The organism is Halomonas sp. KHS3 (assembly GCF_000830495.1).
Lineage (GTDB): Bacteria > Pseudomonadota > Gammaproteobacteria > Pseudomonadales > Halomonadaceae > Vreelandella > Vreelandella titanicae.
Genome location: NZ_JWHY01000007.1, coordinates 191,257 through 212,445, shown reverse-complemented (window position 1 = coordinate 212,445; position 21,189 = coordinate 191,257). Strand labels below are relative to the sequence as shown.

General features: G+C 56.2%; 19 protein-coding genes and 5 tRNA genes. 9 read left to right on the top strand and 15 right to left on the bottom strand.

Features of this window, described 5'->3' with window-relative positions:
- Positions 1 to 8 precede the first annotated feature (8 nt).
- From RO22_RS16950 to ttcA, 3 genes are all read left to right on the top strand, one after another.
- Positions 9 to 1,856 (top strand): DUF294 nucleotidyltransferase-like domain-containing protein, encoded by a 1,848-nt coding sequence (locus tag RO22_RS16950; RefSeq protein WP_041158894.1) that lies wholly within the window; start codon positions 9 to 11, stop codon positions 1,854 to 1,856.
- A gap of 5 nt (positions 1,857 to 1,861) precedes the next feature.
- Entirely contained in the window at positions 1,862 to 2,515 is a 654-nt protein-coding gene (locus RO22_RS16945; protein WP_041158893.1) for a DNA polymerase III subunit epsilon, read from the top strand.
- A gap of 262 nt (positions 2,516 to 2,777) precedes the next feature.
- Positions 2,778 to 3,698: a tRNA 2-thiocytidine(32) synthetase TtcA gene (gene ttcA, locus RO22_RS16940; RefSeq protein WP_041158892.1), complete on the top strand. Its 921-nt coding sequence runs from the start codon at positions 2,778 to 2,780 to the stop codon at positions 3,696 to 3,698.
- Here ttcA and fnr read toward each other — a convergent pair.
- The 11 genes from fnr to ccoN form a co-directional block, all read right to left on the bottom strand.
- Positions 3,691 to 4,437 carry a fumarate/nitrate reduction transcriptional regulator Fnr gene (gene fnr / locus RO22_RS16935; protein WP_022522221.1) on the bottom strand — a complete coding sequence of 249 codons (747 nt, stop codon included), beginning with the start codon at positions 4,435 to 4,437 and terminating at the stop codon, positions 3,691 to 3,693. The two genes, ttcA and fnr, sit on opposite strands and share 8 nt — an antisense overlap.
- 84 nt (positions 4,438 to 4,521) lie before the next feature.
- Positions 4,522 to 5,955: an oxygen-independent coproporphyrinogen III oxidase gene (gene hemN, locus RO22_RS16930; RefSeq protein WP_041158891.1), complete on the bottom strand. Its 1,434-nt coding sequence runs from the start codon at positions 5,953 to 5,955 to the stop codon at positions 4,522 to 4,524.
- A 78-nt stretch (positions 5,956 to 6,033) separates the two neighbouring features.
- Complete coding sequence (locus RO22_RS16925; protein ID WP_022522223.1) at positions 6,034 to 6,726, bottom strand: sulfite exporter TauE/SafE family protein; 693 nt, start codon at positions 6,724 to 6,726, stop codon at positions 6,034 to 6,036.
- Positions 6,723 to 6,968 (bottom strand): cbb3-type cytochrome oxidase assembly protein CcoS, encoded by a 246-nt coding sequence (gene ccoS, locus RO22_RS16920; RefSeq protein ID WP_022522224.1) that lies wholly within the window; start codon positions 6,966 to 6,968, stop codon positions 6,723 to 6,725. Before ccoS ends, RO22_RS16925 begins: the two co-directional genes overlap by 4 nt.
- Positions 6,965 to 9,436 carry a heavy metal translocating P-type ATPase gene (locus RO22_RS16915; RefSeq protein WP_041158890.1) on the bottom strand — a complete coding sequence of 824 codons (2,472 nt, stop codon included), beginning with the start codon at positions 9,434 to 9,436 and terminating at the stop codon, positions 6,965 to 6,967. Before RO22_RS16915 ends, ccoS begins: the two co-directional genes overlap by 4 nt.
- Positions 9,433 to 9,966 carry a FixH family protein gene (locus tag RO22_RS16910; RefSeq protein WP_009287410.1) on the bottom strand — a complete coding sequence of 178 codons (534 nt, stop codon included), beginning with the start codon at positions 9,964 to 9,966 and terminating at the stop codon, positions 9,433 to 9,435. Before RO22_RS16910 ends, RO22_RS16915 begins: the two co-directional genes overlap by 4 nt.
- 6 nt (positions 9,967 to 9,972) lie before the next feature.
- Positions 9,973 to 11,409 (bottom strand): cytochrome c oxidase accessory protein CcoG, encoded by a 1,437-nt coding sequence (gene ccoG, locus RO22_RS16905; RefSeq protein WP_041158889.1) that lies wholly within the window; start codon positions 11,407 to 11,409, stop codon positions 9,973 to 9,975.
- A 220-nt stretch (positions 11,410 to 11,629) separates the two neighbouring features.
- Complete coding sequence (gene ccoP, locus RO22_RS16900) at positions 11,630 to 12,559, bottom strand: cytochrome-c oxidase, cbb3-type subunit III (RefSeq protein ID WP_041158888.1); 930 nt, start codon at positions 12,557 to 12,559, stop codon at positions 11,630 to 11,632.
- A complete protein-coding gene (locus tag RO22_RS16895) occupies positions 12,556 to 12,780 on the bottom strand; it encodes a CcoQ/FixQ family Cbb3-type cytochrome c oxidase assembly chaperone (protein WP_022522227.1) in 225 nt (74 codons plus the stop codon). The genes ccoP and RO22_RS16895 overlap by 4 nt, the downstream gene beginning before the upstream one ends.
- A 3-nt stretch (positions 12,781 to 12,783) precedes the next feature.
- Entirely contained in the window at positions 12,784 to 13,392 is a 609-nt protein-coding gene (gene ccoO, locus RO22_RS16890; protein ID WP_022522228.1) for a cytochrome-c oxidase, cbb3-type subunit II, read from the bottom strand.
- 19 nt (positions 13,393 to 13,411) lie between these two features.
- Entirely contained in the window at positions 13,412 to 14,836 is a 1,425-nt protein-coding gene (gene ccoN, locus RO22_RS16885) for a cytochrome-c oxidase, cbb3-type subunit I (protein WP_022522229.1), read from the bottom strand.
- Positions 14,837 to 15,000: 164 nt separating this feature from the next.
- Here ccoN and RO22_RS16880 point away from each other — a divergent pair, with 164 nt between their 5' ends.
- From RO22_RS16880 to RO22_RS16855, 6 genes are all read left to right on the top strand, one after another.
- Positions 15,001 to 15,747, top strand: a complete 747-nt coding sequence (locus tag RO22_RS16880; RefSeq protein ID WP_022522230.1) for an alpha/beta fold hydrolase — start codon at positions 15,001 to 15,003, stop codon at positions 15,745 to 15,747.
- A 92-nt stretch (positions 15,748 to 15,839) separates the two neighbouring features.
- Positions 15,840 to 15,915, top strand: a tRNA-Val gene (locus RO22_RS16875).
- Between the two features lie 73 nt (positions 15,916 to 15,988).
- Positions 15,989 to 16,065: transfer RNA gene (locus RO22_RS16870), tRNA-Asp, on the top strand.
- Positions 16,066 to 16,105: 40 nt separating this feature from the next.
- Positions 16,106 to 16,182: transfer RNA gene (locus RO22_RS16865), tRNA-Asp, on the top strand.
- A gap of 66 nt (positions 16,183 to 16,248) precedes the next feature.
- Positions 16,249 to 16,324 (top strand) — tRNA-Val (locus RO22_RS16860).
- 77 nt (positions 16,325 to 16,401) lie between these two features.
- A tRNA-Asp gene (locus tag RO22_RS16855) sits at positions 16,402 to 16,478 on the top strand.
- Positions 16,479 to 16,604: 126 nt separating this feature from the next.
- Here the strand turns inward: RO22_RS16855 and RO22_RS16850 are convergent.
- The 4 genes from RO22_RS16850 to glcD all read right to left on the bottom strand — a co-directional run bounded on the left by RO22_RS16850 (position 16,605) and on the right by glcD (position 21,010).
- Entirely contained in the window at positions 16,605 to 17,009 is a 405-nt protein-coding gene (locus tag RO22_RS16850) for a heme-binding protein (protein WP_041158887.1), read from the bottom strand.
- A gap of 85 nt (positions 17,010 to 17,094) precedes the next feature.
- A complete protein-coding gene (gene glcF, locus RO22_RS16845) occupies positions 17,095 to 18,327 on the bottom strand; it encodes a glycolate oxidase subunit GlcF (protein WP_041158886.1) in 1,233 nt (410 codons plus the stop codon).
- Between the two features lie 14 nt (positions 18,328 to 18,341).
- Positions 18,342 to 19,436, bottom strand: a complete 1,095-nt coding sequence (gene glcE, locus RO22_RS16840) for a glycolate oxidase subunit GlcE (RefSeq protein ID WP_041158885.1) — start codon at positions 19,434 to 19,436, stop codon at positions 18,342 to 18,344.
- 74 nt (positions 19,437 to 19,510) lie between these two features.
- Positions 19,511 to 21,010 carry a glycolate oxidase subunit GlcD gene (gene glcD, locus RO22_RS16835; protein WP_027958133.1) on the bottom strand — a complete coding sequence of 500 codons (1,500 nt, stop codon included), beginning with the start codon at positions 21,008 to 21,010 and terminating at the stop codon, positions 19,511 to 19,513.
- Positions 21,011 to 21,189: the final 179 nt, after the last annotated feature.

Here is a 21,189-nt window from a genome sequence, read left to right as displayed (position 1 = left end):
TATACCCCATGGTCGATGTGGATCTATCCCAACTGCCGTTTACGCTCCTTGACGATGAGGGGCGTGACCATATTCGTCGTGGCATTGACCTGGCCTATTTTGATCGTGACGAAATCATTTTAGAGACTGGCCAAGCGGGTGAGTTCGTTTATCTGATCCATAAAGGCGAAGTGGCGGAAATCGATCCTACATTGCCCTCATCTACCGCGCGTATTGGTCACTACACGGCAGGGGACCTGTTTGGCGCGATCAGTATTCTCAACGGTAAAAGCCGCTACCGCTTTAAGGCTGAACAGGAGTGCCTGTGTTACCTAATGCCTAAAGCACTGTTTCAGCAGCTGTGTCGCCACTATCCTGATTTCAGCAGTTTTTTTCGCCAATCGCTGACCCATAAGGCGCGCCTGATGACCGAAAAGCGCGCCGAAGGTGGCGTCACCATGGCAGGCTTTATGCTGGCCAAGGTAAGCGAGTGCATGCGTGCGCCACTGCTGATGGCAGCGACGACCGATATCGCTAGCGCTGTAAAACAGCTCAACGAAAGTCACGCCGACAGCCTGCTGGTGTCGACCCAGGACGACACCCTCGGCATGGTGACCAAAACCGATCTGCTCAACGCCTTAGTGCTAAAGGGCAGCGCGGTAACATCATCGGTGGATAAGATCGCCCATTTTAACTTGGTGACCGTCGCACCGGATCAGTACTTATTTGAAGTATTGGTGCTGATGACCCGCCATAAAGTGGCGCGGGTGGTAGTGATGGAGCAAAACGTCTTGAAAGGCGTTGTAGAGCTCACCGACGTGCTTAGCTACTTCTCAAGCCGCAGCTATGTGGTGAGCCTGCAGATCGAGCAGGCGACCAACTTAGAGTCGCTTTCAGCTGCCAGTCAGCGCACCCCGGAGCTGGTCAAAGCGCTGATGGCCCAGGGCGTTAAGCTGCGCTTTGCGATGGATCTGCTTGCGGCACTAAACGGCCGTATTATTAGCAAGGCCTGGGAGTTCACTGTCGATAAGCGCTATCACGAGCAGAGCTGCATGATGGTGATGGGCAGCGAAGGGCGCGGTGAGCAGATTCTAAAAACGGATCAGGATAACGGCTTGATTCTTGCCGATGAAACCCAGTGGCCTGATCTTGCCAGCCATATGCAAACGCTCACCGATACCCTGATTCAGCTTGGTTACCCGCCGTGCCCCGGCAACATTATGGTGTCTAACCCCGCGTGGGTGGCCACGGTATCCCAATGGAAAGGTAATATTGCCAAGTGGGCCAGGGAGCGTGATGGCGATAGCCTGATGAAGCTGGCCATTATGCTCGATGCTCATGGCGTGGCGGGCAACCCGAGCTTGCTTGAGAGCGTGCGCGATGAGCTGTTTGAACGCTGCTCGGGCGATGAGCTGCTGCTTTCCTATTTTGCCCGCACGGCGCTGCGCTTTTCGACGCCGCTGACGCTGTTTGGTTCGCTGAAAAAGCCTCAGCACGGTATCGATATCAAGAAAGGCGGTATTTTCCCTATCGTGCACGGTGTCCGCGCCATGGCGCTTGAGCGGCGCATCAAAGCCACCTCGACGTTTGATCGCTTGGATGCCCTGGTTACTGACGGCCGGTTGGATCGCCGTTTTGCCGATGACCTGGGCGAAGCGTTGGCGCTTTTTTCTGAGCTGCGCCTCAAGCAGCAGCTAAGTACGCTGGAAACTTCTGCGGATGCGAAAGAAACTAACGCCCAAAGCAGCAGACGCGCTAACCGTGTCGTGGTGCAGAACCTCTCTTCCCTGGAGCGCGACCTACTGCGCGAAGCGATGCATATTGTCAAAGACTTTAAGCAGCGGCTTTCCCACCGTTACCATTTGGAGTATTCGTGAGCGGAATGCGGCTGTTAGATCGACATGTGACGCTATTTAGCGGCTCGCTGCGCACCTTGTTAAGGCGTGAAAGTGACCGGCGTCGTTGTGCAGACTCCCCCTATGCCTGGCTGTTTCAGCCCTATATGGGCGAAGAGCTGGTGGCGCTCGCCTGCACCGCAACGCCCACGCAATCATCACCTGTGATCAGCGTGGCGGCAGTGGTGCTGAGCCATCAGCAGGTGCATACCAGCCGCGCTTTTGTGATCACCCTTGGCAGCGCGAAGCAGCCCGCGAGCGCAACGCTGCGCCGTCATCACTTGCTGTGCGAGGCGGGGGAGATACTGCCACCAAACAGTGATAACTTGAGCGCGCTAGTAGAATTTATCGGCAATCGGCCCATCGTTGGCTGGCAGTTAGAGAAGCGCATTGGAGCATTGAATGCACTACTCAGTAAGCGGCTGAATTTTGCCCTGCCCAACGCCCAGGTCGATGTGGCAAAACTGCATCAGCGCCAACTGCGCCGTTTGCACCCGGAGGTCGAAGCGCCCAGCAGCTTCGCCCAGGCGTTGGCATGCTGGCAAGTACCCGTCATGGGCATGCAGAGTGTGCTTGGAGAGGCCACCGCCAGCGCACTGCTGTATATGCGCCTGCAGCGTATTATGGCGCAGGTGGCATAGTAGTCTCTTTCGTCGTGGCGAGGACAGCTTTCCGCGAGGGCGCTGTGAACCCCTCCCTGGGCGCTACTTTTGTCATCCATGACAAAAGACCCTCGCTCCAAGCTGCCCTCGCACCGAGGTATGGTGCAGCGGTCAAAATAGTCACTTCCAATTGCGATATCTTGTGTGGCTACGTCTGATTAGTTGGGTCAGGCGGTGAGTGTTGTTAGAATAGTTATTACTTTTTTCTCTCACGCCTTCTACCCTCGGCAGTGCTTATACCATGCAAACTCTTGATCACTTTGATCCTGCTCACCTTGATACGGTTGGAGCCACCCCAGCTAACGCTGAGCACGACCAGCCTGAGCTGGCTGATGCGAAGCAGAAGCGTGAATTTAACAAGCTGCAAAAGCGTCTGCGCCGAGAAGTGGGCAATGCGATCATTGATTACCAAATGATCAATGAAGGTGATCGCGTAATGGTCTGCCTCTCCGGTGGAAAGGACAGCTACACGATGCTGGAGATTTTGCGCAATTTGCAGCGCAATGCGCCGGTCAATTTTTCGCTGGTAGCGGTCAATCTGGATCAAAAACAGCCGGGTTTTCCCGAGCACGTATTGCCTGCGTATCTGGATAAGCAGGGCGTGGAGTACCACATTGTCGAGCGCGATACTTACTCGGTGGTAAAAGAGAAAACCCCGGAAGGTAAAACCACCTGCGCGCTTTGTTCACGGCTGCGGCGCGGCTCGTTGTATGGCTTTGCCGAAGAGATTGGCGCCAATAAGATAGCCCTGGGCCATCACCGGGAAGATATTCTCGAAACGCTGTTTCTCAATATGTTCTTTGGCGGCAACCTGAAAGCGATGCCGCCAAAGCTGCTATCCGATGATGGGAAGAATATCGTTATTCGGCCGTTGGCCTACTGCAAAGAGGCGGATATCGCCGAGTTTTCGCGGCTGATGGCGTTTCCGATTATTCCCTGCAACCTGTGCGGTTCACAGCCTAATATGCAGCGTCAGGTGGTCAAAGAGATGCTTGCCGAGTGGGACAAAAAGTTTCCTGGCCGTCTGGAGAGCATGTTCAAGGCCGTCACCAACATTGCCCCTTCCCAGTTGGCCGACCGCAGCCTGTTCGATTTTGAAGGCCTTGAGGCCAAGCAAGCAGAGCTACTGGCGGGGCGTATCCAAGCCTTTAACGTCAGCTAACTGTTTGCTCTTCCTCTTCGGCGAGGGTAATCAAGCGCGGCATATCGAGAATGTTGACCTCTCGCCCTGAGACCGCCACCACACTCTGCTGCTGAAAGCGGCTTAGTATGCGGCTGACCGTTTCCACCGCTAAGCCCAGGTAGTTGCCGATATCAGCCCTGGGCATTGAGAGGCGAAAGCTGTAAGGCGAGTAGCCCCGGCGACGAAAACGATCTGAGAGGGTAATCAAAAAACTTGCCAGCCGCTGATCGGCGGTTTTACGCGAAAGTAGCCGCATCATACGCCGGTCATCGCGCAACTCTTTGCTCATGCTGCGATAAAGCTGGCCACGCAGTTCGGGCAGCTCCTCCGAGAGTAAGTCCAGGCGGTCAAAAGGAATCTCGCAGACGGTGGTCGTTTCCAGGGCGATAACGCTACCGGGGTAATGCTCTTCGTCAATGCCATCCAACCCCACCAATTCACTGGGCAGGTAGAAATTGGTCAACTGCTCGCTGCCGTTACCTTCGGCGGTGATCTGTTTCAAACTGCCCGAACGGACTGCGTAAACGCTGGTAAAGGTGTCGCCCTGACGAAACAGCGGTTCGCCTTTTTTCAGCGGCGCGCGACGACGAATAATGGCGTCAAACTGCCCCACGTCGTCCAGCTCAAGGGCAAGTGGCAGGCACAGTGAGCTCAAACTGCAGGTTTGGCAGCGAGCTTCATGGAGTAGCGAGCGCCGACGGCTCATGGGTTCCAACATGCTTTGCTCCTTGAGAGGGTCCCGCTTATCAATTAGAAAATCCTTACTTATTATAGTCGCTTTAGCATGCCTGCAATAAGGTGATTAAACAATCTTAGAATACTGTTGTCCCGTTTGCCCGGAAAGATGGGTATCAAACGCCATTGCTATATGGCGAATCAGCAGTCGACCCATTGGCGTTGCGTTAAGCTGGTCGCCGCTGCGTGCCAGCAGGCCATCTTGCTCGGCGCTTTGCAGGCGCTCAAGCGCAGGCGCAAAGTAGCGGGGGGCATCAATGTTCCAGCGCTGGCTAACGGCGGTCAGATCAATGCCCATATCGCACATCAGCCGCTCAATCACATCCCGGCGGATCAGGTCGTCATCACTTAAGCGTATGCCACGCACGGTGGCAAGCTGCCCCTGATCCAGCGCCGCTTCGTAGCGGGCCAGATCGCTAGGATTCTGCGCATAGACGTCATCAATACGGGAAATCGCCGATACGCCAAGCCCGATTAAGTCGCACTGAGCATGGCTGGAGTAGCCCTGGAAGTTGCGCTGCAGCGAGCCTTCGCGCTGGGCAATAGCCAGGCTATCGTCAGGGCGGGCAAAGTGATCCATACCGATATGCACATAGCCAGCTGCGGTGAGCATTTCGATGGTGGTGCGCAGAATCGCTAGCTTCTCTTCTCCGCCTGGCAAGTCATCGACATTAATGCGCCGCTGCGGGGCAAAACGCTCGGGCATATGCGCGTAATTAAACACAGAAAGGCGCGCCGGGTTGAGCTCGATCACCTGGCGTAGGGTGTTGGCAAAGCTCTTTTCAGTCTGAAATGGCAAGCCATAAATTAGGTCGAGATTGAGCGAGCGAAAGCCCAGGCGATGCGCCTCCTCCATCAGCGTTTCGGTAAGTACCCGAGGCTGAATACGGTTAATCGCTTTCTGCACCAGCGGGCTTAAATCCTGCACGCCCAGGCTGATGCGATTAAAGCCGAGGGATTCGAGATGGCGCAGCGTAAACACATCCGCTTCGCGAGGATCTATTTCAATTGCGTAATCGCGATCAGCAGACGATGAAAGACCAAAACGTGCATCCAGTCGATCAATCAGGTCGCCCATCTGGTTCAAACTGAGAAATGTCGGCGTGCCGCCGCCCCAATGCAACTGCTCCACCGGTCGTGATGTATCCAAGTGGCGTGCGGTCAGCACCATTTCACGGTCAAGCCGGGCTATATAGGGCTCGGCAAGGGCAGTGTTTTTGGTAGCGATTTTATTACACGCGCAGTAGAAGCAGATCTTGCGGCAGAAGGGCACATGAACGTACAGAGAGAGCGGACGCTTACTGGCATTGCTACGCTCCAATGCCTGGGTCAGGTCGCCAGGGGTAAATTGGTCGTGAAACGACAGCGCCGTGGGGTAGGAGGTGTAGCGTGGGCCGTTGGTGTCGTAGCGACGCAGTAACGCTTCGTCCCACACCGGCTGCATAGGGGCTGCGGCAGCAGCGGGTGCAAGAGGTAAGGCAGCAGGGGTATGAACGGGCATGAAGGGGCGCTCCGACGTTAGGAAATGCCGCTAGCCTAACCCGTGGTTAGGAGGTAAATGTTGAGCCACGTCATGCTATTAGAGGTTGTGTACCGAAAGCGTCCACAGTTGCCACAGTGCAAAAGCGATAATTGTCAGCGCTGCCACGCTGCGGGTCGCGGGGTGACGTATCAAATGGCTGAGCTGGCGGGCAGCCAGGCCAGTGGCAAGCAGCGCAGGTAGGGTGCCAAGCCCAAAGGCGCCCATGAGTAGAGCGCCCTGAAGCGGGTCGGCAATCGCTAAGCTCCAGGCCAACATGGAGTAGACCAACCCGCAGGGGAGCCAGCCCCAGAGCGCTCCCAGGGCGAAGGCTTGGGGAATATGCACTACGGGCATCAAGCGACGCCCCACGGGTTCGATAAAGCGCCATAGTCGCCGGCCAACGGCCTCCACTTTGAGCAGCCCTTTCCACCAGTTGGCGATATACAGTGCCATTAAGATCAGCATCAGTGCGGCAAATACCTGGAGTAGCAGGCGTGCCGTAGCAGAAAGGGAAAACAGCGTGCCTAGCAGTGCCACCAGCGCGCCTGCGCTCATATAGCTAACAATGCGGCCTGTGTTGTAGCTGAGCAGCAGGCCTCCCATGCGCGCCGGATGACGCATGCTGGGGGGGACTGCAAAGGTGAGCGCGCTCATAATGCCGCCACACATACCAATGCAGTGGGCGCCGCCCATCAAGCCAAACACAAACGCCGCCATTAGCGGCGGCAGATCAAGCCCCGTTGGATTCATGGCCGAGGCTCTTGGTCGTCGGGTGTGTCTGCCGCTGATGGTTCGGAAGATTTTTGCTTTGCCTGCTGATGCTGGCGGCGCTGCTCAGGGCTAAGATCGTTTTCATCCTCATCAAATAGAATGCGGTGCGCTGGGCCTTCTAGGTCATCGAACTGATCATTTTTCACCGCCCAGAAAAACGCCCAGACGGCGAGGCCCAGCAAAATCAGGGAAAGCGGGATCAGCAGATAAAGAATCGTCATGCGGCCACCGGTGTTGAGGTGTCGAGCGTTGGCGCGGGCTGAGGTCGCCAGCGCGACAGTCGCAGGGCATTACCCACCACTACTAGCGAGCTAAGCGACATTCCAATTGCAGCTAGCCAGGGCGGCACCAGACCCATTGCCGCCAGCGGCAGCGCCGAAAAGTTGTAGCACACTGACCAAATCATGTTCTGGCGCATGATACGCCGGGTGGCGCGGGAAATCTCGATGGCCTCAAAAATCCGCATCAGACGTGGGCTGAGCAGCACTGCGTCGGCGCGGGTGCGGGCTAGATCCGTTGCGCCATTCATGGCAATCGCCACATCGGCACCGGCTAACACCGGCACGTCGTTAATGCCGTCACCAATCATCACCACGGTTTCGCCTGCGGCTTGGAGCTCTTTCATCCGGGCTAGCTTGCCTTCCGGGCTGGTGCCCGCATGCCAGGTGGTAATATCAAGTTGGTTGGCCAAGCTTTCCACGGCATCCTGGGTATCGCCAGAGAGCAGTTCAACGCTTAACCCCAGGGCCTGGAGGGCTTTGATCGTTGCCGCAGCATCATCGCGGACGCCGTCGTGCAGGCCAAACCAGGCGCGGGGCGCACCGTTTTCGCTAAGCAGCAGCCACTGGCCTTTGGCAGGCGCCGCTATGACGTCATCCACGGCGCCATCTATTGCGCTATCCATTGCAAACCTGGGCTTGCCCAACCGCCAACGAGCGCCGTTTAGGCTCCCTTCGAGCCCTTGCCCGGTGTGGCTGTGAATATCTTTGGCTTGCAGGGTCGCATCCCGGAACGGCCTAAAGGCGCGGGCGATCGGGTGTTCCGAGTGGGCCTCAAGGGCGGCGGCAATGGCCCGTGCATGCTCGGCGGTTAATTCACCAAAGGGCTGGGTTTGGGTAAGGTGCATTTCGCCGCGGGTCAGGGTGCCGGTTTTATCAAAAATCACCCGGGTAACGTTAGAGAGCGTCTCCATGGCATCGGCGCGGGTGATCAAGACACCGCGCTTTCGCAGTTGGCCATGGCCAGCTGCCAGTGCCGCGGGAGTGGCCAGCGCCAAGGCACAGGGGCAGGTCACCACTAGCACCGAAAGTAGTACCCAGAGCATCCGTGAAGGGTCGATAAACCACCAGGCGAGGGTCACGCAAGCCGTTACTACCAGCAGGCGCAGCACGAATAGGTGCGCCATGCGCGCAGCCATCTGGGCCAGCCGTGGGCGGCTGGCAAAGGCACGGTCGGTAAGATCGACGATACCCGCTACACGGGCATCGCGCCCTGCGTGGGTAACCCTTATCACCAGCGGGTTTTCCATGTTTTGGCTACCGCCGGTAATGCGGTCGCCCACTCGGCGGGTGACTGGTAGGTATTCGCCGGTCAGCATTGATTCGTCCAGGCTCGATTCACCCTCCTCGATGATGCCATCGGCAGGCACGCCATGGCCGGGCTTGATCAATACGCGATCGCCGGGAGTGAGTTCGCTGGCGGGCAGAATGCGCTCGCTGCCGTCACTTTCCAGCCGTGTGGCCGAAATCGGCAGCACGCCGCTCAGCGCATTGCCGCTATGCCCGCTGCGGCGCCTGGCGCGACTCTCCACGTAGCGGCCAAACAGCAAAAAGAAGGTGAACATGGTCACTGAGTCAAAATAGACCTCGCCCACGTCAAACAGCACCGCATAGCTGCTGGCAAGATACGCCCCGCCGATTGCCATTGACACCGGCACATCCATGCCCAGTACGCCGGTGCGCAAGTCGCGCAGGGCGTTGCGGAAAAACGGCTGGGCGGAGAAAAACACCACTGGCGTGGCCAGGGCAAAGGAGAGCCAGTGGAACAGTGCGTAGAAGTCTTCGCTGATTTCACCGGGGCCGGAGACATAGATCGGGATCGAGAACATCATCACCTGCATCATGCCGACGGCGGCAATAATCAGCCGACGTACGTTCATGCGCTCTTCATGCTGCAGGCGCGCCTGGGCCTGGTCTGGCTCGTAGGGCTGGGCCTCGTAGCCAATCGCGGCCAGTTCGGCCAGCAGTTGCGAAAGCTCCAGCTGCTGAGGATCCCAGCTCACCCGCAGGCGGTGGTGAGTTAAGTTCACTGCGCTGGTGGCAATTCCCGTTAAGGCATTCAGGCGGTGCTCGATCAGCCAGGCGCAGGCAGCACAGGTAATGCCTTCGATGGCGAGGGTCGCTTTGACGTTGCCCTCATCGCCGTCGGGGTGAACAAACTGTGCCTGAAGTCCGGGGTCGTCAAACACCGACCAGGTATCGGCTTTGGCAGCCTGATGTTCATCAGGGCGTTCGGGCAGTTCGGTACGGTAGCGGTAGTAGCTTTCAAGGCCCCCATCCACGATGGCATGGGCCACCGCTTCGCAGCCAGGGCAGCAGAGCGGATGGGCATGATCATCAAGGGTAATCGACCAGGGAGCCCCAGCAGGCGCCGGGTTACCACAGTGATAGCAGGGCGCGGCGTTGCTCATTCGCTTGCTTTGCGTCCTCCCGGCAGTAGTGTGACGCTGTCTTCATCGGGGAATGTGGCTTCACCGGTAAGGCGCCAATCGGCATTTTCCAGCGCGGGCTGAATCTGCAGATACCAGCGGTAACGCAGGTTGTCAGGGCCTTGTGTGATATAGCGGCCGTCACGGACATGCTCAAGTACGAAGGATTGATCACGATCATCTTCGGTAGGGAAGATAAAATCCAAATAGAGTTTGTCGGGACGCGCATCGCCGCTTAAATCAATCACGATATCGCTGGTAAGCGGATCAAGGCGTAAATCTGCGCTTAGGTTTAACTCTCTGGCACGGTCTTGCTTGGCAAGCACCATATTGATGGCTTTGCCATGCTTGTAATAATCCTCCTGAACAACCATGCCATCGAAGCTTTTAACCGACATAACGGCAAAGGTAATACTAAACATAATGGATGAGAGCAGAATGCCGATTAAAAACCACGGCCAAAACTGCTTATACCAAGGCGTCACCTTATCGCCAGAGGGTAGGGATGACATAGTTGCTTATCTCCTAATATTGCCCAGGAAGCTGGTTTCGCGCTCGATACGAATATCCGCATCCTGTTGAGCCTGCAGCGTGAATACAATGGGGTGGCTGGGTTGCTGTAAATCGTCGGGATCGGCGGTCACGGTGACGGCTTCGAAGCGCGACTCCCCCGCGGGTACGCTAATAGTACTGCTGTCTAGAGTGAGGCTGGGCAATCCAGCAACGCTTAGCTGGTAGGTGTGGTCTTGATCATCCAGGTTGCGAATGGTCAGGCTAAATACATTGCTAATCTGACCGTCGCGGGTCATTTGGTAGAGCTGGGTGCGCTCGCGCTCAGCATCAAAATTGAGCGGCATACGGTCGTTAATGGCCCAGGCAAAGGTGCCCACCATCAGCACCAGGGCGGCGAAATAACCGAGCAGGCGTGGGCGCATGATATGGCTCTTTTTGCCCTTCAGGGCATTTTCGGTGGTGTAGCGCACCAAGCCCCGCGGGTAGCCCATTTTATCCATCACGCTATCGCAGGCATCGATACAGGCGGCGCAGGTAATACACTCGTACTGCAGTCCATCGCGGATATCGATGCCGGTAGGACAGACCTGCACGCAAAGGTCACAATCGATACAGTCGCCATAGCCTGCCTCGCGGGCTTCTAAATGGCTTAGGTTTTTTTTGCGATGACCACGGGGTTCGCCACGTGATTCATCGTAGGAGACGATCAATGTGTCGCGGTCAAACATGACCGATTGGAAACGCGCATAGGGGCACATGTAGATGCACACCTGTTCGCGCAGCCAGCCCGCGTTGAGGTAAGTAAATACCAGGAAAAAACCAACCCAGAAGTAGGACCAGCCGTGAGCTTCAAGGGTGGGGAGCTCTGTCACTAAATCACGAATCGGCGTGAAGTAACCCACAAAGGTAATGCCGGTGGCGAGGGCAATGAGCAGCCAGGCCGTGTGTTTAGCCCCCTTGCGCCAAGCTTTGTCGGCGGTCATCGGTTGGTTATCGAGTTTGATGCGCCGATTGCGCGAGCCCTCGATACGGTGTTCAAGCCAAATGAATAGAAATGTCCAAACGCTTTGCGGACAGGTGTAGCCACACCAGACCCGACCCGCAAAAACGGTAATAAAAAATAGCCCAAAGGCGCAGATAATCAGCAGCCATGACAGCAGGATGAACTCCTGCGGGTAAAAGGTGGCGCTAAAAATATGGAATTCACGGTTAGGCAGGTCGAATAGAATTAACGGCCGACCACCGATGTTAATCCACGGTAAAAGAAAAAATGCCAGCATTAACGCCCAGTTGGCACTGCGCCGTAGCTTTTGGAAAACGCCTTTAATTTCGCGCACGTAAATGTGTCGCCGCTTGGCGTACATTTCTTGGGTAACCGTTTCAGAGGGAACGTGATGTCCCACCGGATTCGGCGTGACGTCTTGGCTTGGTATCTTTTCCATGGCGATATTCCCGGCTCAGAAGGCAGGAGAGGTGGCACCTTTCTTCAACTAGACGAAATGCTCAATTAAAGGAAGTGCTTTGTTAAATATGATGCTTAGTCGCGGTCTAGGTGTTTCGTTAATATTGTATCGGGTTGGGTATAAAGAAAGGGTGCGGTTTGGGGCCGCACCCTTGCTTGGCTAGCGTTGCTGACGGTAACTGCTATCTGTCAGCGGTCAATCAGTCCGCTAAGCGCAGGCTATACACATAGGCGGCAACCAGATGAACACGCTCTTCACCAATATAGGCCGCTTGCGCAGGCATATGACCGTTACGGCCGTTACGCAGCGTTTGACGGATAGAGTCCCCGACTTCCTGGCCGGGTGCCAAATAAAGCCAAGTGTTATCGGTCAGGTTGGGTGCGCCGAGAGCCGTGTTACCCGTGCCGCTGGGGCCGTGGCAGGCAGCACACACCGCCATAAAGGTGCTTTCGCCCTGTTCAGCCTGCGCCTCGTCATGTTCTTCATTAGACAGCGAAAGTACGTATTGCGTCAGGTTCTCAATATTCTCCTGACCCAGTTGCTGCCAGGAGGGCATTAGGCCGTTACGGCCATTATTGAGAGTGGTCAAAATATTTTCTGGCTCACCGCCGTATAGCCAATCGTCGTCGGTCAGGTTGGGAAAGCCATAACCGCCCTGAGCGTTGGAGCCGTGACACACCGCACAGTTGTTCTGGTAAACACGCTCGGCAACCTGCATCGCCTCCGGATCTTCGGCAAGCTCAGGAATGGGTACTTCCTGGTACTGGGCAAAAATAGGTGTGAAGCGCTCTTCGGCTTGAGCCACTTCCTCTTCCCATTGACCCTCTTGCGACCAACCAAAGATACCTGCGTAGTTGCCCAGGCCGGGATAGAGTACCAAATAGACCAGTGCAAAAATTACTGTTATGACGAAAAGCTGGAACCACCACTTTGGCAGCGGGTTGTCATACTCTTCGATGCCATCGGCGGCGTGGCCGGTGGTTTCAACGTTACCGTCCGCGTCAGGCGTTTTATCGGTACGACGGTTGGCCAGCAGTATCCATACGCTCAGCGCAATCGTGCCCAGCGTAATGATAATGATCCAGGCGCTCCAGAAGCCGGATAGGGAGTCACCCCATAGATTACTCATATATTCTTATCTCCCCTGTCGTCGCGGGAATGCGCTTCGCTGTCGCGTTCACGCGAAGCGTGCTTGTCACTGGTCGGTTGCTCATCGTCGTCTGCAAAGGGCAAATTAGCCGCTTCGTCGAAATCTGGCTTGCGTCGCTTGGAGTACGCCCAGAGGGCAATACCGATAAACGCGAAAATCAAGATCAGCGTGATGAGACCGCGAAAAGTTCCCGTATCCATAACTTAGCGAGTGCCCTCGAGTACGGTTCCGAGCTGCTGTAAGTACGCGACCAGGGCCGTGATTTCCTGGGTGCCGCGTACGTCGTCAGTAGCGTTGGCGATATCTTCGTCGGTATAGGGCACGCCCAGTTGACGCAGCGTACGCATCTTTTGGGGAGTGGCATCACCATCGAGGGTGTTTTCAAACAGCCAGGGGTAAGCCGGCATTACCGATTCAGGGACTACATCCCGGGGGTTGTAGAGGTGAGCACGGTGCCAGTCATCGCTATAGCGGCCGCCAACACGCGCCAGGTCTGGACCGGTGCGCTTGGAGCCCCATAGGAAGTTGTGCTCATATACCTGCTCGCCCGCCACATTGTAGTGGCCATAGCGCTCGGTTTCCGCACGGAACGGGCGCACCATTTGCGAGTGACAGCCCACGCAACCTTCGCGGCGATAGATGTCACGGCCTTCCAGCTCCAGGGCTGACAGCGGCTCCAGGCCTTCAACCGGCTCGGTGGTCTGCTTCTGGAAAAACAGTGGAACCACCTCCGCCAAGCCGCCGAAACTGATCACGACAAGGATCAACACGGCAAGCAGGCCAACGTTCTTTTCGACAATCTCGTGTTTCATTGGTCTCAACTTCCCCGGTTTAAGCAGCTTGTGGCGCTGAATGGCTGATGGCCTCACGACGCTTAACGGTCATGTAAACGTTGAACGCCATGATCAGCATGCCGGTGACCCAGAAGAGGCCGCCGATTAAGCGAACAAAGTAGCCCGGTGCGCTGGCTTCAACGGCTTCAACAAAGGTGTACATCAAGGTGCCGTCAGGGTTGATCGCACGCCACATCAAGCCTTGCAGAATACCGTTAACCCACATGGAGGCGATGTATAGCACGGTTCCGATCGTGGCCAGCCAGAAGTGCACGGCGATCAGGTTGATCGAGTACATTTCAGTGCGACCAAAGACGCGCGGAATCAGGTGATACATCGAGCCGATGGTGATCATCGCTACCCAACCGAGCGCACCAGAGTGAACGTGACCAATGGTCCAGTCAGTGTAGTGCGAAAGCGCGTTGACGGTCTTAATCGCCATCATAGGGCCTTCAAAGGTAGACATGCCGTAGAACGACAGAGCAACCACCAAGAAGCGTAGCGTGGGGTCCGTGCGCAGCTTATGCCAAGCTCCTGACAGGGTCATCATGCCGTTGATCATGCCACCCCAGGAGGGAGCCAGCAGGATGATCGACATAACCATACCCAGCGACTGTGCCCAGTTCGGCAGCGCTGTGTAGTGCAGGTGGTGAGGGCCTGCCCACATGTAGATCATGATCAATGCCCAGAAGTGGACGATTGAAAGACGGTAGGAGTAGATCGGACGCTCAGCCTGCTTCGGCACGAAGTAGTACATCATGCCCAGGAAGCCTGCAGTTAGGAAGAAGCCTACCGCGTTGTGTCCATACCACCACTGCACCATCGCGTCCACTGCTCCGGCATAGATCGAGGTGGAGTACATGGGGGTCACTGGGATGGCCGCGTTGTTGACGATATGCAGCACCGCAACGGTCAAAATAAACGCCGCGAAGAACCAGTTCGCTACATAAATGTGCGACGTGGTGCGTTTTTTGATCGTCATTAGGAACACAATGGCGTAGCTGATCCATACGACCGCGATCAAAATATTGATCGGCCACTCAAGCTCAGCGTACTCCTTGGTCGTGGTGTAGCCCATGGGCAGGGACACTACCGCTGAGATAATGACCGCTTGCCAGCCCCAAAAGGTAAAGGCCGCTAACTTGTCAGAGAAAAGCCGTGTCTGACAGGTACGCTGGACAACGTAGTACGACGTGGCAAAGAGCGCCGAACCGCCAAAGGCGAAAATTACGGCGTTAGTGTGTAACGGACGCAGGCGCCCAAAGCTAGTCCAAGGTAGGCCAAGGTTCAGTTGCGGCCAAACCAGTTGCGAGGCGAGGATGACACCCACTGTCATTCCCACAATGCCCCACACAACGGTCATAATCGCGAACTGCCGAACCACCTTGTAGTTGTAGGTCGGGTGTTCAAATGCTGTGCTCATGTCATGTTCCCATCGAACGCGGTTAGGGGGTAACCCGTGGCATTTTGCACGGGTGCGACCACCCGCTTGATGATGCAGGTCAAGATCCGACCAAGATTCTAGCGCAGCCAGGGCTTAACCTGAACACACCAATTGGTTAAAGACTGAATTATCAGGAGCGATAGGTGTCACATTACGTTTTGTCTGGGTATATCGAGGTGCCTCCCAAGGGGTTAAAAGAGGCGCTTAAGCGCCAGCCAAATGGCGCCTTTCTGGTGCAGGGCATGGGGCCGTTAACTGTTCATGGTCACGCCAAGCTAGGTCGGTTGCTGTTTGCCCATGGCGCAGGGGCTGGTCAGCAGTCACCCTTCATGCGTCAATTTGTCACCTCGCTGGCGGCTCAGGGTGTTCAGGTTTTATGTATTGATTTCCCCTATATGCAGCAGATGCAGGAAACCGGCAAACGTCGACCGCCGCCGCCTATCGCCCAGACCCTTGATCAGTTTGCCCAATGGTATGCGCTACTTGCTGACCTATTTGACGAACCGCTATGGATTGGAGGCAAATCGATGGGCGGCCGAGTGGCGACCCTATTTGCCAGTGAACAGCCATGCAAGGGCACTGCGCCGGGTGTAGTGATAGCAGGTTACCCATTTCATCCTACTAAAGCGCCTGACAAGCTTCGTTTGGATCACTGGCCCAAGATTGCCTGCCCCATGCTGATTTTACAGGGTGAGCGTGATCCTTTCGGTACTCGAGACGAGGTAGCCGGCTATACACTGCCGCCAAACGCGCAGCTTGCTTGGCTGACGGATGGCGACCATGACTTTAAGCCGCGGCGATTTTCTGGCCTGACCCAAACGGTTTTGATTGACGAGGCTACCCAAGTTGCGGCATCCTTCGTCCGCGCTCATGGCACAGGCCTTACGTAAGAGAGTAACGCGCTGGTTTAGAATACGATTTTTAAACGCGGCATGTTGACATTCGGTAAGCCTTCTGTAGAATGCAGCGCCACGTGACCAGCGGGTGGTTAGCTCAGTTGGGAGAGCACCAGCCTTACAAGCTGGGGGTCACTGGTTCGAACCCAGTACCACCCACCATCTTAAGCTTTTGAAAGATGGTCTGGAAGTGTGAAAGTAGTACCTAGTACGACCTGTATTTGATGTGCATAACGGACCGGTAGTTCAGTCGGTTAGAATGCCGGCCTGTCACGCCGGAGGTCGCGAGTTCGAGTCTCGTCCGGTCCGCCATCATCAAATCAACGTCTGCTAATAGTTGTTATCGCAATTCGGACCGGTAGTTCAGTCGGTTAGAATGCCGGCCTGTCACGCCGGAGGTCGCGAGTTCGAGTCTCGTCCGGTCCGCCACGATAACTGCTAAGCTAAGCTGGTAAGAAAAAGTTGGTAAGCACAGCAATTACTTACCAATGGATTGGGTGGTTAGCTCAGTTGGGAGAGCACCAGCCTTACAAGCTGGGGGTCACTGGTTCGAACCCAGTACCACCCACCATCGTCTACCCTTTGGAAGCGCCTCTGAACCGCTTATAAATGTTAGCTTCGATGGTTGTTTTAAAAGTGCTTTAACGTGGACCGGTAGTTCAGTCGGTTAGAATGCCGGCCTGTCACGCCGGAGGTCGCGAGTTCGAGTCTCGTCCGGTCCGCCATTAAGCATTTGTCTTTGTAGTCATTTGAGTTATTAGCAATATATCGGCATTGGCCGAACGAATTCAAAAAAAGCCCGGATCATTGATCCGGGCTTTTTCGTATGTCGGCATATTAAGTTGCAGCTGTTAGCCCGCAATCGCGGCAACGCCTGCTTTGGCAACCTGCACATCCTGGTCGGGTTTTACGCCGGAAATGCCCACGGCACCTACCACATGACCGTCAACAGTAATCGGCACGCCACCTGAAAGCAGGCCTTGCAGCGGTGCGGTGACGAACGCAGTGCGGCCGCCATTAATCATCTCTTCAAACACCTGGGTCTCTTTACGACCTAGAGCCGCACTGCGCGCTTTTTGCGTAGCGACTTCGGCGCTGAAAGGGGCTGCGCCATCCAAACGCCGCAGCGCTAACAGGTGGCCGCCGTCGTCGGTTACTGCGATGGTCACCGGCCAGCTGTTGCTGTCAGCCTCTTTCTGAGCGGCGTCGAGTACGTTGATCACATCGCTCTGAGCGAGAATGGCTTTTGTTTGCATGTTTAAATCCTTGTTAAGGGAGGAGTGAAAATAGCCGCGCTGTTAAAACCTGCGCGGCTTGGGGTTAAGGGTTAGTGGTGAAGCGTTAAGTGAGCGCTGCATCGACGATCTCAACCCAGTGGCGTACCGGAGTGCGATTGGCGCCCGCTAAGTGGGTTTGGCAACCGATATTAGCCGTCACGATCATCTCTGGGTCTCCGGCCTCCAGCGCATTGAGCTTATTGTCGCGCAGTTGGGTGGCCAGTTCGGGTTGGGTGATTGAATAGGTACCCGCCGAACCGCAGCAAAGATGCGCATCCTGCACCGGAGTTAGCGCGAAGCCAAGCTTGCCCAGCACGCCTTCGACCGCACCGTTAAGTTTTTGGGCATGCTGCAGCGTACAGGGGCAGTGGAACGCCAGTCGTTGCGATGCGTTAACGTTCAAGGCGTCCAGCGGCTCATCGCGTAGGATTTCGACAATATCTTTGGCTAGAGTGCTCACCTTTTGCGCTTTAACGGCGTAGTCAGGGTCATCCTTGAGCATGTAACCATACTCTTTGACAAAGGCGCCGCAGCCACTGGCGGTTTGAACGATGGCTTCGGTGCCTTGCTCAATGTACGGCCACCAGGCATCAATATTGGCGCGCATGCGTGCACGGCCATCGTCCTGGGCATTAAGGTGGAAATCAACGGCGCCACAGCAGCCCGCTTCAGCCACCGGCGTTACGCTTATACCAAGCCGATCAAGAATCCGCGTGGTGGCAGCATTGGTATTGGGTGATAGCCCCGGCTGAACGCAGCCTTCCAGTATCAATACCCGCCGGGTATGGCGGTTGGCATCCGGGCGTGCGCCTGCATCTATCGGCGCTGCGGGCATTTTATTACGCAGCTTGCTAGGCACCAGTGGTTTAAAGGTTTGCCCCAGCTTTAGCAGCGCTTGGAAACGTTTGGGCTCGACCATCATTTTTCGCAGCGCATAGCGCTGGGCCCGCTCACCTGCCGGGCGAGGAACGCGCCGCTCAATTTCGGCACGGCCAATGTTGAGCAGCTTGTGGTACTCCACGCCGGAAGGGCAGGTGGTTTCACAGTTAAGACAGGTAAGGCAGCGATCAAGATGAAGGCGCGTCTCATCGGTTACCTGATCGTCATCGTCGCGGCTCTCCAGCAGCTCTTTCATTAGATAGATACGCCCACGAGGGCCATCGCGCTCATCGCCTAACAACTGGTACGTCGGGCAGGTGGCGTTACAAAAACCGCAGTGCACGCAGGTGCGCAGTATGCGATCTGCTTCTTGAATATGCGGCTTCTGAAGGTCGGCATCGGTAAAGTGCGTCTGCATGTCAGCTCTCCTGATTAAAACGCCGCATAAAGACGACCGGGGTTAAAAATGCCATGGGCATCCAGCTCCGCCTTTAGATTGCGATGATATTTCTCGACCACTGCATTGAGCGGTGTGAATGGATCTGCGGCGCCGCCCTGGAGCTGAGGTGTGTAGCAAGTGGCGTGGCCGCCTACTGCGCTACAGGCATCGCGCAGGGTACTGGCATCCAAGGTGGTTTTCAGCCAGCGCTGGCTGCCCGCCCAGTCGTAAAAAATATCGGCCTCGGGAATATCCAGCGCCAGCGGCGCGGTGTTGGGCGGTAGTGACAGCCGCCACAGCGATTGGTCGGCGCTACAGGTGAAAAATGCGTGAGTATGGTCGCGTAGTTCTTGCCAGAAGCTGGCATCAAGTGGCTCGCCACCTAGACTTGCCTGGGTTGCGGCCACAGAGCTTTTGCCGCCTTCCAAGCGCAAAAACAGTCCGCCGTGGTGCCAAGCGGCGGCGGTAATCGGTAGCGGTTTTCGGCCCAGTTCGGCGAGTTTTTTAAGCGCCTCATCCAGCCCAATGGTTAAGCGCAGGCTGTGAGTCGCGGTGGGAATAGGCAGCACTTTAAAGGAGATGTCGGTCAATACGCCGAGCGTGCCCTGAGCGCCTGCCATCAGGCGCGACAGGTCGTAACCGGCGACATTTTTCATCACTTCGCCGCCAAAGCGGAGGAGTTTACCCTCTTGGGTGATTATTCGCGTGCCCAGCACAAAGTCACGGACTGCGCCTGCCCAGGGACGGCGTGGGCCAGAGAGGCCGGTGGCCACGGCACCACCAATGGTAGACGCTTCACCAAACATGGGCGGCTCAAAGCCCAGCATTTGGTGTTTCTCTGCCAGTACTTCCTGCAGGTCGCTAAGCCGAGTGCCAGCGCGCACGGTCACTACCAGTTCCACTGGGTCATAGCTCACAATGCCACTATGTTCGGCCATCTGCAGTGCTTGGCCTTCCACCGGTCGGCCATAAAAGGCGCGGGTATCTCCGCCTACAATGCGAAGCGGTGTGCGTGCGTCATAGGCGCTGCGTACCTGTTCACACAGGGCATCAGCGATATCGCGGTCAGCAATCGCTCGTTCGGTCATGGTCTTTCCCACTATTGGTCTTTTCCATTATTCGTTTTGGCTAATTATTGTCTTAGCTTCGGCTTGTCTCGCTGCTAGAAGCGCGGTAGCTCCGGATGCGGTAGTTCGTTGTTATGCACATGCATAGCACCAAACTCGGCGCAGCGGGCCAGCGTCGGAATATTCTTTCCGGGGTTAAGCAGTCGCTGTGGATCAAAGGCAGCCTTCAAGGCATGAAAAACGCTGATTTCATCCGCCTGGAATTGGCTGCACATTTGATTGATCTTTTCGCGCCCAACGCCATGTTCGCCGGTGATCGAACCGCCCGCGGCCACGCATAGCTCAAGAATCTTGCCGCCCACCTCTTCGGCAAGCGCCAACTGGCCTTCTTTATTGGCATCAAACAGGATCAGCGGGTGCATATTGCCATCGCCGGCGTGGAACACGTTGGCCACCGCCAGGCCACTCTCTTCTGAAAGTGCGGCAATGCCTTTCAGCACGCGGGGGAGCTCTCGGCGGGGGATGGTGCCATCCATGCAGTAGTAATCCGGTGACATACGGCCCACTGCAGGGAAGGCATTCTTACGCCCAGCCCAGAACTTGGCGCGCTCGGCTTCATCTCGGGCCTGTTGGATATTGGTGGCCCCGGCGGCTTCCAGTACGCGGCGAACGGTGTCGCAGTCGTCGTCCACGTCGGCTTCAACGCCATCCAGTTCGCAGAGTAGAATCGCCTCGGCATCGAGGGGGTAGCCAGCTTTGACAAAATCCTCGGCGGCTTTGATGGCGAGTTTGTCCATCATCTCCAGGCCACCAGGAATAATGCCTGCGGCAATGATATCGCCGACGGCGCGACCGGCTTTCTCGACATCGTCGAAGCTGGCCATCAGTACTTTGGCGGTTTCCGGCTTGGGCAGTAGCTTGACGGTAATTTCGGTGACCACGCCGAGCATGCCCTCAGAGCCGTTCATCAATGCCAGCAGATCAAAGCCTGGCGCATCAAAAGATTCAGCGCCCAGCGTCATGTGCTCGCCCTCGATTGTGAGCACATCCACGCGCATCACGTTATGCACCGTTAGGCCATATTTTAAGCAGTGTACGCCGCCAGCGTTTTCGGCCACGTTACCACCGATAGAGCAGGCAATTTGAGAGGAGGGATCCGGCGCGTAGTAAAGGCCATAAGGCGCAGCGGCTTCGGAAATCGCCAGATTGCGCACGCCGGGTTGAACCCGCGCCAAGCGGGCTTCAGGGTCGACTTTGAGAATTTGGTTAAAACGCGACATTACTAAAAGTACGCCCTGTTCCAGCGGCAGTGCACCGCCGGAAAGTCCAGTACCCGCGCCGCGAGTGACCACAGGCACGCCAAGCGCATGGCAGCGCTTGAGCAGCTCTTTCACCTGATCAAAGGTTTCAGGCAGCGCCACCAGCATCGGCAGCACGCGATAGGCCGCCAGCCCATCGCACTCAAAGGGGCGCAGGTCTTCTTCGCGATGCAGCAGCGTCATATCAGGAACGGCTTGCTGCAGGTCGGTTAAGACTTCGCTTTTATCGCGCCGAACCAGTGCACCGTCCAGGCGCTCATCAAAGAGGATATTCATTAAGACATCCCATGCTTATTATCGTTAAAGGTAAATGCTAAAACGGTCTGTAGATAACATGGCCTCAATTTGGGCTTTTTTTACCCGCCTGTCTAGGCTGTGGTGCATTGGTCTGACCAGTAATTAGTCGACTGTGTTGTCTTCTTTGTTTAGTACTGGGTTAAGTACTGGCAAGCTGG